The sequence below is a fragment of the Veillonella fallax genome (genome assembly GCF_020687175.1).
Classification (GTDB): domain Bacteria; phylum Bacillota; class Negativicutes; order Veillonellales; family Veillonellaceae; genus Veillonella; species Veillonella fallax.
The window spans coordinates 1-13,480 of sequence record NZ_JAJEQD010000010.1 but is presented as its reverse complement, the minus strand read 5'-3'; the positions used below and the strand labels follow the sequence as shown (position 1 = coordinate 13,480).

At 40.9% G+C, this 13,480-nt stretch carries 13 protein-coding genes; 12 read left to right on the top strand and 1 reads right to left on the bottom strand.

Annotation, left to right across the window (positions count from 1 at the left end; all coding sequences use genetic code 11):
- Window positions 1–194: 194 nt before the first annotated feature.
- Window positions 195–1,070 (bottom strand): epoxyqueuosine reductase, encoded by an 876-nt coding sequence (locus tag LKD20_RS05955; protein ID WP_227721162.1) that lies wholly within the window; start codon window positions 1,068–1,070, stop codon window positions 195–197.
- A 154-nt stretch (window positions 1,071–1,224) separates the two neighbouring features.
- On the opposite strand from LKD20_RS05955, the gene LKD20_RS05950 reads away from it, so the two are divergent.
- The 12 genes from LKD20_RS05950 to glmM all read left to right on the top strand — a co-directional run bounded on the left by LKD20_RS05950 (window position 1,225) and on the right by glmM (window position 13,362).
- A complete protein-coding gene (locus tag LKD20_RS05950; protein WP_227283275.1) occupies window positions 1,225–2,007 on the top strand; it encodes an FAD binding domain-containing protein in 783 nt (260 codons plus the stop codon).
- On the top strand, window positions 2,007–2,462 hold the full coding sequence (locus tag LKD20_RS05945) for a (2Fe-2S)-binding protein (protein WP_024065760.1): 456 nt from the start codon (window positions 2,007–2,009) through the stop codon (window positions 2,460–2,462). Before LKD20_RS05950 ends, LKD20_RS05945 begins: the two co-directional genes overlap by 1 nt.
- Window positions 2,462–4,756 (top strand): xanthine dehydrogenase family protein molybdopterin-binding subunit, encoded by a 2,295-nt coding sequence (locus tag LKD20_RS05940; RefSeq protein ID WP_227721161.1) that lies wholly within the window; start codon window positions 2,462–2,464, stop codon window positions 4,754–4,756. The genes LKD20_RS05945 and LKD20_RS05940 overlap by 1 nt, the downstream gene beginning before the upstream one ends.
- Window positions 4,757–4,797: 41 nt before the next feature.
- Window positions 4,798–5,556 carry a selenium cofactor biosynthesis protein YqeC gene (yqeC, locus tag LKD20_RS05935; RefSeq protein WP_060923868.1) on the top strand — a complete coding sequence of 253 codons (759 nt, stop codon included), beginning with the start codon at window positions 4,798–4,800 and terminating at the stop codon, window positions 5,554–5,556.
- Between the two features lie 6 nt (window positions 5,557–5,562).
- On the top strand, window positions 5,563–6,285 hold the full coding sequence (locus tag LKD20_RS05930; RefSeq protein ID WP_227721160.1) for a nucleotidyltransferase family protein: 723 nt from the start codon (window positions 5,563–5,565) through the stop codon (window positions 6,283–6,285).
- A complete protein-coding gene (gene yqeB / locus LKD20_RS05925; RefSeq protein ID WP_227721159.1) occupies window positions 6,282–7,094 on the top strand; it encodes a selenium-dependent molybdenum cofactor biosynthesis protein YqeB in 813 nt (270 codons plus the stop codon). Before LKD20_RS05930 ends, yqeB begins: the two co-directional genes overlap by 4 nt.
- Window positions 7,078–7,806 carry an XdhC family protein gene (locus tag LKD20_RS05920; RefSeq protein ID WP_213467968.1) on the top strand — a complete coding sequence of 243 codons (729 nt, stop codon included), beginning with the start codon at window positions 7,078–7,080 and terminating at the stop codon, window positions 7,804–7,806. The genes yqeB and LKD20_RS05920 overlap by 17 nt, the downstream gene beginning before the upstream one ends.
- Complete coding sequence (locus LKD20_RS05915) at window positions 7,796–8,110, top strand: XdhC family protein (protein WP_227721158.1); 315 nt, start codon at window positions 7,796–7,798, stop codon at window positions 8,108–8,110. The genes LKD20_RS05920 and LKD20_RS05915 overlap by 11 nt, the downstream gene beginning before the upstream one ends.
- A gap of 131 nt (window positions 8,111–8,241) precedes the next feature.
- Window positions 8,242–9,054, top strand: a complete 813-nt coding sequence (cdaA, locus tag LKD20_RS05910; RefSeq protein WP_156719765.1) for a diadenylate cyclase CdaA — start codon at window positions 8,242–8,244, stop codon at window positions 9,052–9,054.
- Entirely contained in the window at window positions 9,051–9,971 is a 921-nt protein-coding gene (locus LKD20_RS05905; RefSeq protein WP_227721157.1) for a CdaR family protein, read from the top strand. The genes cdaA and LKD20_RS05905 overlap by 4 nt, the downstream gene beginning before the upstream one ends.
- A gap of 273 nt (window positions 9,972–10,244) precedes the next feature.
- A complete protein-coding gene (locus LKD20_RS05900) occupies window positions 10,245–11,843 on the top strand; it encodes an NAD(P)/FAD-dependent oxidoreductase (protein ID WP_227721156.1) in 1,599 nt (532 codons plus the stop codon).
- A gap of 166 nt (window positions 11,844–12,009) precedes the next feature.
- Complete coding sequence (glmM, locus tag LKD20_RS05895; protein WP_227721155.1) at window positions 12,010–13,362, top strand: phosphoglucosamine mutase; 1,353 nt, start codon at window positions 12,010–12,012, stop codon at window positions 13,360–13,362.
- The last annotated feature ends 118 nt before the right edge of the window (window positions 13,363–13,480 follow it).

The window sequence follows — 13,480 nt, the reverse complement described above, 5'->3', positions numbered from 1 at the left end:
GCTTATTTGCCGTAAAAACGAAAAATAGCCATAACATCTTAATAGACGTCACAGCCATTTTACATCTCAAATAAAGTTTTAGAGATGAGCTGGACGTTCCTAGGCATCTAGCTATCTCTGTTATTTTATTATAAGTTTTTGCTAAACAGATGTCAAAGCCTGTAAAGCTTATAAAGCATAACAAATTATAATATCTATTTACGTTCAATAATATTTTGATTTCTTATTAATATTTTTTTCCCGCGCCACGAGAATGCCCGATTACCATATTTAGCTTTGAATTCTTTGTTCGTCAGCGAATCTAATTCATCTATATTAATGTACGGTTCTACTGATTGGAATTCAGGAATTGGGGTTGTAGGAATATCTTTGTTGTGCGGGCATACCTCTTGGCATACATCACAGCCAAATACTAGGGGAGTCTTAGCGATGATGTCTTCTTCTTCGACTGTTAGCTCTCCTTTTTTCTGTGTTAAGTAGCTTTTACAGGTATCATATTTAAATTCGTCATGACCTAAGCATTGGCCCAAGCAGGCCGTAATACAACGATTGCATCCCATACAGGATTGATCGAGCGGTGTATTTGGCTCAAATTCTAATGTTGTTAAAATTGTTCCGATGACTACATAGGAACCCCATTTAGGGCTGATGAAACAATTGTTTTTGCCGTAGAAACCAAGGCCTGCTAAGTAGGCCATGTAACGATCTGCGAGAGGAGAGGTATCACAATGTATAGAAAACTGGGCTGAAGTATCCATTTTTTGTAATTTTTCAGTAAGTTTTTTTAAATATTCATTAATGACCAGGTGATAATCTGTAGCCCATGTATAGCGGGAAAGATTAGATGGACCTCTACGCTCTACGTAGTATGGGAAGAGGCATACTATAGCGCTTTTGGGCGTAAACTCTGTTGTTCCTAGCAATCGCTCTTCTACGTCGGCTGCTGTAAATGGACAGGGGTTACTTTCATACAAAATAGTTTTTGTATTTTCAGGTAGGGGCCAAGGGGCAATACCAAATTCATAAATATGTAATTCTTTGCAAAATTCTTGTAAATTTATATCTTTCATCGTAGATTTAGTAGCGAATAATTGGTAAAATAAAAGTATAAGAAACGTGAGGAATTCTATAGATTCCTGCTAGGTTTGTAGTTCGGTGATATCTGTATTTTTATGGTTATCATCCAGTACTGTTAGTATTAGTATACCATTGAGAGGACAGATTATGTTAGCATTTATGAAAGTATTACAACCGAAGACGGTGGAAGAGGCTTATGAATTAGCCACAAAAAACAAAACTGCCCCAATGCTAGCTGGCGGCTGCTGGTTGCGTTTAGGTCGACGCACATGGCCTGCAGTGATTGATATGGCTAGTCTTGACTTGCGTTATGTTCGCGAAGAGGATAACGAATTTGTCATTGGTGCTATGGCAACGCAAGGCGACGTGGAACGTTTTGAGCCATTACAACAATTCTGTGGTGGTGCTGTTGTTAAAGGTGTTAAAGAAATTCTTGGCATTCAATTCCGCAACACTGCTACTATGGGTGGATCTGTAGCAAGCCGCTTCGGCTTCTCCGACATTATTCCTGCATTAATGGCAGTACATGCAGACATCGTTACTTTTAAAGGCGGTCGCATGTCCATACATGACTATATGAAATACAGAGAACGTGATATCCTCGTGGAAATTCGTATCCCTAAAGTAGATGTGCCTGTAGCTGTAGAGGCTCTTCGCATCTCTCGTGGTGACTTCCCAGTGTTGACAGGTGCTCTTCGCCGTGATGACAAAGGCGTTGAAGTGTACATCGGTACAAGACCTGGCGTGCCTCAATTAGCAGAAAAAGCAAGTGCTCTGCTTTCAGAAAAAGGATTGTGTGCAGCAAAAGAAGCAGGTCAATTAGCATCTGAAGAGTTAGTTTACCAATCTAACTCTCATGCTTCCAAAGAATATCGCATGGAAATGGTAAAAGCTATGGTTCAACGCTTGTCTAAGGAGGTGGCACAATAATGGAACTCGTACTTAATATTAATAATAAAAATGTAACTGTTAATGTGCCAACTGATGAAATGTTGTTGGATACATTGCGTAATCTTGGTTACTATAGCGTACGTTGTGGCTGTGACACAACAAACTGTGGCCTTTGCACCGTATGGGTAGATGACGAAATTATCTTGTCTTGTGCATATCCTACATTCCGTGCGCCAGGTCATAAAATCACTACATTAGAAGGCTTGCAAGAAGAGGCTGAATTATTAGCGGCTTGTATTGCTAGCGAAGGCGCTGACCAATGCGGCTTCTGTACAACTGGCATGATGATGAGTGCTATCAACTTGAAACGTAAAAATCCAAAGGCTAGTGATGATGAGATTCGTGAATACCTCATCGGTAACTTGTGCCGTTGTACTGGCTATGAATCACAACTTCGAGGGGTTCGTAAATTCTTAGAAGGAGGCCTAAAATAATGAATAAGCACATTGGTAAATCTTATGACAAGGTTGACTCTAAAGGTATTTTGACGGGTAAACCGTCTTATACTGGCGATTTTGTTCCAAAAGATGCGCTCGTTATTAAGGTTCTTCGTAGCCCTCATGCACAGGCGCGCATTAAATCAATCGATACATCTAAAGCTAAATTGATTCCTGGCGTAGAAGCGATCTTTACACATGAAGATGTGCCTAATACTCGTTTTACATTGGCTGGTCAAACCTATCCAGAGCCATCTGCTTATGATGCGCTTATTTTAGACCCTGTAGTTCGCTATGTAGGCGATGAAGTGGCTCTTGTTGTTGCAAAAGATGAAGCTACAGCACTTAAAGCGATGCCTCTTATCAAGGTTGAATACGAAGTACAAAAACCTGTACTCGATATGCATACGGCTATCGACCATGAAACAGTAGTCCATCCTGAAGATGATATTCATAATAATATCCCTGTAGGTCAAGATTATAAACGCAATATTTGCGTATCTTATCATAAACGAGTAGGCGATATTGAAGCTGAACTTGCAAAATGTGATTATATAGTAGATGGCACTTACTTTGACCAGGCTACACGCCAAACAGCAATGGAACCATTCCAAAGTTATGGTTACGTTGATGCATTGGGCCGCGTAGTTATCGTATCTTCCACACAAATCGTATTCCATGTACGCCGTCATATTGCGCGTGCATTAGGAATTCCAGCTACAAAGGTTCGCGTAATCAAACCTCGTATCGGCGGTGGTTTCGGTTCTAAACAAACGGCTTGCACAGAAATTATGACAGCTTTTGTGGCGTGGACATTGAAGAAACCATGCTACCTCTTATACGATCGTACTGAAGCACAGACTTGCTCCACTACACGTCATGCTCGTGAATGGAAAATCCGTGTAGGTGCTACAAAAGATGGAATTATCAAAGTAATTGATATGGACTCTATTACTGATGCAGGTGCTCATGCAACTCACTGTTTCACTACTACTACAGCTGGTGAGCATAAGTCCATTCCTTTATACAATAAAGCGACAGCTATCCACTACGGTACAGAAGGCGTGTACATGAACCATACACCAGGCGGTGCATTCCGTGGTTATGGTGCTACTGAAGCGCTATGGCCATTAGAGTGTGCTGTTAATAATTTGGCGGATAAAATGGGTATTGACCCTGCTGAATTGCGTCAAAAGAACTTGATTGCTCAAGGTGAACAAAGCTTGGTATACGCTCCAGATGAATACCTTGACTCTGGTCTATTCCAAGATACAGTAAATCGCGTAAAAGAAATGGCTCGTTGGGATGAACGTCCTCATTCTTGGAATATTGACGAACGTTATCGCGGTGGCCTTGGCATGGCATTAGCGTTACAAGGTTCTGGTGTTGCTAACATTGACGTAGCATCTGTAGAAATTCGTCTTGGCGATGATGGTAACTACACATTGTATACGGGCTCTTCCGATATGGGCATGGGTGCTAATACTGTATTGACTCAAATGGCTTGTGAAATCATTGGCTGTCCTATGGAATACATGACTGTTGTTGAATCTGATACAGATATCGTACCATTTGATCCAGGTTCCTATGCATCTAGTACAACATACGTAACTGGTACGGCGGCGAAAATGGCTGCTGAAGAATTACGCACTAAGATTATTGCTAAGTTCGCTCAATTCTTCGATACAGATGTAGAAAACATCGATTTTGATGGCGTTGTAGCTACCACAAAAGATGGTTCTCAAACTATGGATATCCATCAATTAGCTCCAAAATTATTAGTAGGCGTTAATGCAGAACAATTGTCTGGTTTCGCTACATGGGGCAGTCATACGTCCCCACCTCCATTCATGGCAACTATTGCAGAGGTAAAAGTAGACAAACAAACTGGCAAGGTTATTCCGCTTCATACATATTCCTGCATCGATTGCGGTACTGTTATCAATCCTAAATTGGCTCGCGTTCAAGTTGAAGGCGGCGTAGTACAAGCTATCGGCATGGCGTTGTATGAAGATGTACGCTATTCTAATAATGGTCGCTTAGAGACTAATAACCTTATGACTTATAAAATTCCAACCCGTCAAGATATCGGTGAGTTACATGTAGACTTTGTAGAGTCTTATGAACCGACAGGCGGATTTGGTGCCAAATCTATTGGTGAAGTTGTTATTAATACGGCTAGTCCAGCTATTCAACATGCTATTAAAAATGCAGTTGGTGCGGACGTTCGTACATTACCTATGACACCTGAGAAGGTATTTGTGGCTATGGACGAGAAATATAAAGTATAGAGATTTCTATTTACTTTTCCTTTCTAAGGAGGCCTGGTTTTATGACATCACAAACATCCTATTGGAATCGATTGATTCAGCCGGGAATCGTGGCCCTTGTTGGGGCAGGCGGTAAAACGACTGTGCTTTCAAAATTAGTAGAATATGGAAGGCTGAAAGGTCAGCCCATCGTAGTTACGACTACGACTCGACTCTATGAATCTCAAGTGGCTCATTATGAACCGATTTATACTCGAAATATTAATGAAGCTGATGAATATTGTACTGATCGTATTTTGCGTGGATATTGTGGTGCGTGGTTCTCTGGCATTACAGGAACAAAAGTGGACTCCTTAGATTGTGATCTTATCGATGGTTTAGCAAAATTGCATCCGAACTGGCAAATTGTAGTGGAAGCAGATGGGGCAAAGGAAAAATGGCTTAAGGCGCCTAAGACGACTGAACCAGTCATCCCATCTCTTACAAAGACTACGATTGGTCTTGTGAATTTACAAATGTTAGGAGCGCCGCTTGATGATGAGCACGTGCATAACATCGAGCTCGTTCAAGATATTGTGAAACGCGATATGGGTGCCATTGTAACGCCACGCATGTTGGCTGATCTTGTGCTCCATAAACAAGGTTTATTCCAATACAGTAAAGGTAAAAAAATTCTGTTCTGTACTGGTTATGAAACGGTGCAACATCGTATCATTGATGATTTTATTGATCATATTGTAGATAGCGACATTTCCGATATCATCTTAGCTGATGGATACAAAGCAAGTTGTGAAATCCGTCGCATTATTCAATGTCGGTAGGTACTCATGACTTATGTGAAAGCAAAATCTAATACCGCTTTCAGTCCCATGAGAGACCCCATAGACCGTCGTCCTTTGTATATTGGCATTGTCCTCCTTGTAGGAGGTCAATCCAAGCGCATGGGATGTAATAAGCAGCTTTTACCCTGGCGTGGGAAAACTGTTTTAGATGCGGTCTGTGGGGCTCTTCATTGTGGATGGAATGATTCGATAGGACCTACTGAATTCTGTAAATTACCTTTTGTAGCGGTTACTGGTGAGGATCATGAGAAATTAGAACCCATTGTTACAAGCTATGGCTTTGAAGTCGTTCAGAACGAACATCCTGAGCGTGGACAAGGCCTGTCCATAGCGATAGGAGTACGTCATTTGGTAGAAAACTCACCGATACTGCTAGACGGCATTCTTTGTTCTGTAGGGGATCAACCACTATTGACTGGGAATGTTGTACATCAGGTTATTAGTGCATTTAGTGATAACTTTCATTCGAAAACTATCGTCGTCCCGCATTATGGGGCGAATTATCAGTCGGGAAATCCTGTTCTATTTGGTTCACATTGGTTTGAATCATTGCAACATATCCAAGGGGATCAAGGTGGCAAAACTATCATTCGCGGTAGTGGTAAAGACCATGTTATCAAATTGTGGATTCGTGACGATGTTGGATATGATATTGACACACCCGATGATTTTGAGCGTTTGAAACAACGTGAAAGTGAGGCATTATGAAACCATTAGTCCTTATGCGCGGAGGCGGAGACATCGCTTCTGGCGCTGTATATAGATTGAAACGTGCAGGCTATCCTGTGGTGATTAACGAAATCGCCATTCCTACCATGATTCGTCGTGAAGTATGTTATGGCAATGCTGTACATCGCGGAGAAATGATTTTGGAACGCTTTGTAGCACGTCATGTAGCCCTTAGTGAAGTAGCAGATACGTTGGCACAAGGTGTTATTCCCGTTGTGACTAGTTCATATGAAGAGCTACTTGATACATTGAAGCCAGCTATTGTTGTAGATGCTATTTTAAGTAAAAAGAATCTTGGTACCAAACGTGATGATGCAGATCTCGTCATTGGTGTGGGGCCTGGATTTACTGCAGGGCATGATGTGGATGTTGTCATTGAAACCATGCGCGGTCATTACTTAGGTCGTTGCATCTATGATGGTTCAGCGCAGCCTAATACGGGGATTCCCGGTAATGTAGGTGGTTATACTCATGAACGTGTTATTCACTCACAAAAGGCTGGTCTGTTTACAGCTAAGCGCCATATTGGCGATTCTGTACAAGCTAATGAAGTCATTGGTTATGTAGATAAAGAGCCAGTGCGGGCAAAAATTACAGGTATTCTTAGAGGTATTCTTAAGAGCGGACTCATCGTATCCGACCATTTTAAATTGGCCGATGTAGATGCTCGTTGTGAAGAATCTCATTGTTATAGTATTTCAGATAAATCCCTTGCCGTTGGTGGCGGTGTTTTAGAAGCTGTTACTGCATGGGAGTATGAAAGGAATCAAGATGGAAACGATCTATGATGTGATGAAAGACCGTCTTCAGCTTACAGAAACTACGCTGATGGTTACTGTATTGTCTGGCCCTCGTCAAGGGGATAAGACAATTTATGCTGAAGATGGTAGTGTTTTGTATGGTACACCAATCGAAGGATTTATGGTAGATAAAGCAAAGCTTAATTCTTTATGCATGGTAGGCGAAGCGGAATGTTTCGTACAACCTGTAGAAAATGATCCATCTGTCCTCGTATTGGGTGCGGGTCATGTGAGCCGTGCTATTACCGATTTATTATTATTTATCGGGTGTCGTGTAACCGTTGTAGATGACCGCCCAGAATATGTAGTTCCTGAATTCTTTGATGAACGTGTAACTCGTAAATGCTTACCATTAGAAAACTTTAAAAATGATCTACCTCTTGATGAATATAATGGGTTTATCATTGTTACTCGTGCTCATGAGTATGATAATGTATGCTTAGAACAATTGCGCGATTATTTGCCAACCTATATGGGTGTTATGGGCAGTCAAAAGCGTATTCATTATGCATTTGAAGTATTGCGTGAACAAGGTTGGACGCAAGAAGAATTAGATATGGTATATGCACCAATTGGTCTAGACTTAGGTGCACAAACCCCTGAGGAGATTGCATTATCTATCGTTAGCGAATATTTGGCAGTGGTGCGTGGAAAAAAAGGCGGCTCATTGCGGAAAGGTAGAGTGAGCCATGAATCGTGAGTTTATTGAATATTTAAGTGCTCGTAAAAATGAAACATTAGCTGTTGCTACTATTTTGTATACGCGTGGATCTACACCTCGTAAAGCTGGTACATCTATGGTTGTATTCCCAGATGGTTCCATCTTTGGCACTATCGGTGGTGGCCGAGCAGAAAATGAAATTCGCCTCAGTGCAGTTGATTCTTTGAATAAAAAAGAAGCGCACCGTCGAATTGACGTATTACTCGATGATGATGTAGCTGTCAAAGAAGGTATGGTTTGCGGCGGTCAAATGGATGTGTGGATTGAAACACAAAACATTTAAGTTCATAACTATAGAAAAAATAAAATCTTATACTCGTTTATAAATTTACAGTGTTTCTAAAATGAGTTAAAATATAAGGTACAGCCAAGTAGTTGGTTGTACCTTATTATTTTGTATAAGGAGCTATTTTTATGCATATTGACGCACTTATACATACCTTTAGGCTTCTTGATATTGCTGATATCTTAATCGTTGCCGTAGGTATTTATTACTTATATAAATTGCTTAAAGATACACGGGCCGTTTCTCTTTTAAAGGGCCTCGTTATGCTAGCGATTCTAAATTTATTGAGTCATTTGCTGAATCTATATGTTATCAATTGGATTTTGCAACAAAGTATGACCGTTCTTCTCTTCGCATTACCTGTAGTATTCCAACCGGAATTGCGTCGTGCTTTAGAACAATTGGGCCGTGGTCGAATTTTCAGTAAGGCACAGAATGTCAACGAAGAGGAAATGGATATGGCTATCAATGAAGTGATGGCGGCGGCTCGCGTTATGTCTCGTGAGCATACTGGGGCACTTATCGTTTTTGAACGTGAAGTGGGCCTCAATGACTTCGTTGATACAGGCATTTTAATGGATGCTGTGTTGAGCCGCGAACTAATTAAAAATATTTTTGTTCCTAGTACACCACTTCATGATGGAGCGCTGATTATCCGCGATGGACGTATTCGTGCAGCAGGGTGTTTGTTGCCACTAACTGAGGATCGTACATTGAGTACTGAACTTGGTACGCGTCACCGTGCAGCCATCGGTTTGTCCGAACAAACTGATGCTGTCGTTGTTGTGGTCAGTGAGGAAACGGGGACAATTTCCTACACCTATGGCGGTCATATTTATCGCCATTTACCGGAAGATCAAATTAAAGAAGCGTTGCGTACATTTATGGAACGCCCTCGTCAAACCATTACTGGTATGTGGAAATGGGGGGCAAAAAAATGATGATACATTTGAAACGCAATTGGCCAGCTAAGTTGTTATCATTGCTAGCGGCTATCGTCATGTGGTTCTTTATCATGCGAGATCAGAACCCTGTGATGGAGGTAACCTATACAGTACCTGTTCAAGTCCAAAATCTTGATTCCCATTATATTATAGAAGATGTACCTGATGTAGCACGCATTGTCCTTTCGGGCCCTCGCGATACGATTATGTCTATAAAGGCAGATAATCTTCGTGCGTATATTGATGCATCTGGTGTAAAACCAGGTCAAAATAATGTAACCATTGGATTTACCCCTCCAGCGGGAATGAGCCTTGTTGAGGTTAAGCCTGATACTATAACAATTAATGTAGACGAATATGCAGAGCGGAAAATACCGGTTGAAATTGTTCCGATTGGTAAGTTCTCCGACGATGTTGCTCTCAAGTCAGTAACCATTGTACCGAAAGAGGTAACTGTATCTGGACGTAAACAGCTTGTTAACGCTGTAAATAAGGTTGTTATGAAGGTCAATATCGCTGGTCAAACCAAGAACTTTAGTGCTGTTAGTACGTTAGAAGCTTGGGATATATCTGGTAATATATTAGATGTACACATCAATCCGAGCCAAGGTCAAGCGCAATATGAACTAAACTTATTGCGTAAAGATAAAGCCGTTCCTATTACAGTGCCAACGGCGGGAACGGTAGCTGATGGGTATGAAGTTAAGTCTATATCCGTTACACCAACTCAATTAACTGTGACTGGTCGAGAAGAAATGATTGACTCTGTTTCAGAAATTCAAACAGAACCAATTGATCTTACCGGTGCAACGAAGGGCATTCAAGGTAATTACAACTTAGTATTACCGAGTGGTGTCAATAGTAATGTTACTACAGTACATGTTAAGGTAGATATACAAAAGAAAACTACGTAGTTCATGAGATTAAAGATGTAATAGTAATTTTTAAAATTGTTATTACTAAAAACCTAAATTAAAAATAAGACCCTAATAGAGGATAAGATTAAACTCTATTAGGGTCTATTTTAATGCTTTATTGGGATACTCTGTTTATTATGTATTAGCTTTTACAGTAATATTGTATAATAATATTGTATGACCAATTTCTAGTAGGTTCAATTTGAAGGATTTAGGTCAAATAAGAAAGAAATTTGCTAACCTAAAAGGATAGTTTAAATAAGGAAAGATATGATTAGAATAATAAATCTCCGCGTGGCCGTTACGGTCAAGTCGGATATAAAGGATATTGTAGAAAAGAAATATCCCCAATTGCGAGGCGCTATTGAAACGATTCACGTTGTACGACGCGCTGTAGATGCTCGTAAAAAACCGAATATTGTATTTGTGTATACCTTGTTTGTTGAGGTTCATAAGGAAACTCAAATCATGAAAAAACTAGGTAAACAAAAGGATGTATCTGTATTTACTCCAGAGGATCCAGAACCTATTGTTTATGGTAATGTACCTTTAGCACATCGTCCTGTAGTGATGGGCTTTGGTCCGGCTGGGATGCTAGCTGCCTTTTATTTAGCTCGTGAAGGGTACCGTCCAATCGTTCTTGAACGAGGTCAAGACGTTGATACTCGTAGCCAAGATGTAGAAACGTTTTGGAAGGAGGGCGTATTCAAGCCTGAATCTAACGTACAATTTGGCGAGGGTGGTGCAGGTACCTTCTCTGATGGTAAACTGACAACTCGCGTTACACATCCAAGATTGCATGAAATCTCCAAATATTTTGTAGAGTTCGGTGCTCCAGAAGAAATCTTGTATAAACATAAACCTCATGTAGGTACAGATAAGTTGCGTACCATGGTAAAAGCTATGCGTGAACGCATCATCGAATGGGGTGGTGAGGTTAGATTCGGTGCCAAAGTAACTGATTTGTTTATTGAAAATGACCGCATCGTTGGTGTTGAAGTTAATGGCGACGAACGTATTGAAACGACGGTTGTGCTTTCTGGTGTAGGTCATAGTGCACGCGATACGTACGAAATGTTGCATAAACGTAATGTAGAAATGACGGCAAAACCATTTGCTATCGGCGTTCGTATTGAACATGATCAGGCTATCATTGACGAGTCCCAATATGGTGTAGAACCATCTAGCTTGGGTCTTGGTGCAGCGGAATATTCTCTTGTGTACCACGATAAAGAAACAGGCCGTACAGCGTATAGCTTCTGTATGTGCCCAGGTGGTCAAGTTGTAGCATCTGCGTCTGAAAATGGGGGCGTTGTTGTTAATGGCATGAGTTTATATGCTCGTGATAGCGGTGTTGCGAACAGTGCTATCGTAGTTAATGTAGGGCCTGATGACTTTGGTAACCATCCACTTGATGGTGTAGCATTCCAACGTGAATGGGAGCGTAAAGCTTATGAATTAGGTGGCTCTAACTTCCATGCACCAGCTCAGACCGTAGGCCAGTTTTTGGGGCTTTCACAAGCACCAAGTGTACAAGATAGCACATATAGCTATGAACCAGGTGTAGTAAATTGCGATTTACATGATTGCTTGCCACCATTCGTAACGTCCGTACTGGAACGGGCATTGCCGTATTGGGGACGACGCATTCATGGATTTGATGATCCTGCGGTATGCATGACTGGTGTTGAAACACGCACCTCTGCGCCGCTTCGCATGGGGCGTAATGAAGAACGTATTTCTCCAACTGTAGGTGGATTTTATCCTATGGGGGAAGGTGCAGGCTATGCTGGCGGTATTATGAGCGCAGCTCTTGATGGCGCAGAAACTGCCATTATATGCATGGCAAAATATGCAAAACCTAACTAGTTAGTAGTAAATGTATTGTAAAGTAAACTACAGTATAGGTTCATTTTGGTACTGTAAAATAGTATATCTGTATAGTATATATGTGTGGTGTATATATTGTGATATAATACACAACAGTGAATATATGAGGATTTGTGATTTTCACAATCCCTAGAGGAGGATAATTATGGCTCGTTTATTTGGTACAGATGGTGTACGTGGTGTTGTTAATGAATTTTTAACACCTGAATTAGCCTATCATTTAGGCCGTGCAGCGGCTACCTATTTTGGTAAAGAAAAAGAACATCCAACATTCTTGATTGGTCGTGATACACGTATTTCTGGCTCTATGCTTGAAAGTGCTTTAGCATCCGGTATCTGCTCTGTTGGTGGTAATGTTGTCATTGCCGGCGTTATCCCAACTCCAGCAGTAGCTTACCTTGTACGTCAACAAGGCTTTGATGCAGGTGCTGTTATTTCTGCATCTCACAATCCATATCCAGATAATGGTATTAAATTCTTTGATGACAATGGCTATAAATTGCCAGATGAAGTAGAAGATCAGTTAGAACAATATGTTCGTCAAAGTGCAGATAATGAATTGCCACGTCCTACTGGTGATGGCATTGGTACCATTGAGTACAATAGCAATTTAGCTCACTTCTACGCTCACTTTGTTCGCCACACAATTGATACATCCCTTGAAGGTTTGACTATTGTATATGATGGAGCGAACGGTGCTGCTTCTAGTGTAGGCCCTGAAATCTTGTCTGGCCTTGGCGCTAAAGTGATCAACATCAATGTTAATCCAGATGGTTTGAATATCAACCATCACTGTGGCTCTACACATATTGAAGGCTTGCAAGTAGCTGTACAACAACATAATGCAGACCTCGGTATCGCTAACGATGGTGATGCTGACCGTTGCTTATTGGTTGACGAAAAAGGTCAAGTTCTCGATGGCGACCAAATCATGCTATTGTGTGCTCTTAAATTAAAAGAAGAAGGCAAACTTAAAGATGATACTGTAGTTGGTACTGTTATGAGTAATATCGGATTCCATAAAGCAGCTCAAGAATTAGGAATGAAAACAGTTTCTACTGCTGTTGGTGACCGTTATGTATTGGAATACATGCGTGAACATGACCTTTCCGTTGGTGGTGAGCAATCTGGTCACGTAATCTTCTTAGATCACAATACAACTGGTGACGGCATGTTAACAGCTGTACAAGTAGCGGCTCTTATGAAAGAGAAAAACCAACCACTTTCTGAGTTGGCTGGCATTATGACTAAGTATCCTCAAGTTCTTATCAACGTTCGTGTTGCTACAAAAACAGGTTGGGAAGATAATGATATTATCAAAGCAGCTATTGTGACAGCAGAAGGTGAACTTGGTGATGAAGGCCGCGTTTTAGTACGGGCATCTGGTACAGAACCACTCATTCGCGTAATGGCAGAGGGTCCTAACCAAGAAGAACTACAAGCACTATGCCAAGAAATTGCTGATATTATTGGCAGAGAACAAGGGTTAGCGGACTAAAAGTAATATAAAATATTAAAAGCTCATACTATTCATAATAATGAACCGACCCCTTAATGTTAGACCAAAAATCTTAACGTTAAGGAGGTCGGTTTTTCTATGGCAAAATATAGCCTTA

What these genes read in the sequence shown, in the direction of transcription:
- LKD20_RS05930 (WP_227721160.1), top strand. Translation starts at nt 5,563, where the DNA reads ATGACTTATGTGAAAGCAAAATCTAATACCGCTTTCAGTCCCATGAGA.
- LKD20_RS05915 (WP_227721158.1), top strand. Translation starts at nt 7,796, where the DNA reads ATGAATCGTGAGTTTATTGAATATTTAAGTGCTCGTAAAAATGAAACA.
- yqeC (WP_060923868.1), top strand. Translation starts at nt 4,798, where the DNA reads ATGACATCACAAACATCCTATTGGAATCGATTGATTCAGCCGGGAATC.
- glmM (WP_227721155.1), top strand. Translation starts at nt 12,010, where the DNA reads ATGGCTCGTTTATTTGGTACAGATGGTGTACGTGGTGTTGTTAATGAA.
- cdaA (WP_156719765.1), top strand. Translation starts at nt 8,242, where the DNA reads ATGCATATTGACGCACTTATACATACCTTTAGGCTTCTTGATATTGCT.
- LKD20_RS05955 (WP_227721162.1), bottom strand. Translation starts at nt 1,070, where the DNA reads ATGAAAGATATAAATTTACAAGAATTTTGCAAAGAATTACATATTTAT.
- LKD20_RS05945 (WP_024065760.1), top strand. Translation starts at nt 2,007, where the DNA reads ATGGAACTCGTACTTAATATTAATAATAAAAATGTAACTGTTAATGTG.
- LKD20_RS05940 (WP_227721161.1), top strand. Translation starts at nt 2,462, where the DNA reads ATGAATAAGCACATTGGTAAATCTTATGACAAGGTTGACTCTAAAGGT.
- LKD20_RS05900 (WP_227721156.1), top strand. Translation starts at nt 10,245, where the DNA reads ATGATTAGAATAATAAATCTCCGCGTGGCCGTTACGGTCAAGTCGGAT.
- LKD20_RS05950 (WP_227283275.1), top strand. Translation starts at nt 1,225, where the DNA reads ATGTTAGCATTTATGAAAGTATTACAACCGAAGACGGTGGAAGAGGCT.
- LKD20_RS05905 (WP_227721157.1), top strand. Translation starts at nt 9,051, where the DNA reads ATGATGATACATTTGAAACGCAATTGGCCAGCTAAGTTGTTATCATTG.
- yqeB (WP_227721159.1), top strand. Translation starts at nt 6,282, where the DNA reads ATGAAACCATTAGTCCTTATGCGCGGAGGCGGAGACATCGCTTCTGGC.
- LKD20_RS05920 (WP_213467968.1), top strand. Translation starts at nt 7,078, where the DNA reads ATGGAAACGATCTATGATGTGATGAAAGACCGTCTTCAGCTTACAGAA.